Raw genomic sequence first — 1,165 nt, forward strand, 5'->3', positions numbered from 1 at the left:
GCTCAGGGCTTCGGCATCGGCCACCACAGCGGCCGGGTAGCCGGCCCGCGCCAGCAGCCGAATGCCATTGCGCGTGGCCAGCGGGCCGGGCTTGAGGCGGTGGTCGAAGTACCAGGCCGTGTCGCTCACGGTTTCGGTGAAGTGGTATTCGGTGAAGGCCGGGGCCAGCAGCGCGCCCAGCTCGCCATCGTGCGTGGAGGCCAGCACCAGGCTCAGCCCTTGCAAATACGCCAGCACGGCCCGCGAAGCCGCAATGCGCTCCACGGTGTTGGTGCCCTTGAACAGCTCGTCGATGATAACCAGGTATTCGGCCGGTCGGGCTTCGGCAGCCCGCATAAAGCCCAGCACGGTTTCGGCCTCGGCAAAGTAGTAGCTCTTGCCTTCGGGCAGGTTGTCGGCCAGGTTGATGCTCGATACCACGCGCCGGAAGGGCCCCGCGTAGGCCGTGGCCGGGCAGGTGGCAATGGTTTGGGCCAGCAGCACATTCAGCCCCACGGTGCGCATAAACGTGGTTTTGCCCGACATATTCGAGCCCGTGAGCAGTACGCTTTCGGTGGCCGTCACGCGCAGGTCGTTGGGCGTGCAGCCGGTCACCAGCGGGTTGTAGGCTCCTGCCAGGTGCAGGCCGGCAGTGGTGAAGTCGGGCACGCAGTGCACGTGCCGGGCCCGGAAGCCGGCCACCGCCACGGCACAGTCGGCATAGCCCACGGCCTCAAACACCATTCGAATGGCATCGGCGTGCGTTTCCACGTCGCGCCGGCAACGGTGGTACACGATGATGTCGAGCAGCAGCAGAATTTTGAGGTATTCCAGAATCAGCCAGGGCAGGGCCGACAGGTCGGATTGCAGTTGGTTTTCGAACTGCAAAAAGGCCACCTTGTGCACAATGCCGCCCAGGCGGGCTAGTGGCGCCGCCAGCGTTGCCAGCGGGGCAAACGGCAGGTGTAGCTTCATCAGGTCGCGTCCGGTTTGGTGCAGGCTGCCCAGCTGCCGCATGGGCCGCACCCCCAGCGCCACCCGCGTCCGGTTGAAAAAATGCAGCAGCATGTGGGCCAGCACCTGCCCCGCTGTCAGAAACCACAGCGCGGGCAGCCAGAAGCCCGCTACCAGCGTGGCCAGCAGCAGCAGCACCAGCCAGGGGGCCGCCGCCGCCCAGGGCAGGGGC

1 protein-coding gene is annotated in these 1,165 nt (G+C 66.4%); it reads right to left on the minus strand.

Going from position 1 to position 1,165, the window contains the following annotated elements:
* Nucleotides 1-1,165 (minus strand): MutS-related protein (locus ACYVDE_RS23520; protein WP_460503955.1); only part of this gene is annotated, 1,165 nt, incomplete at both ends.

The organism is Hymenobacter agri, from assembly GCF_054778495.1.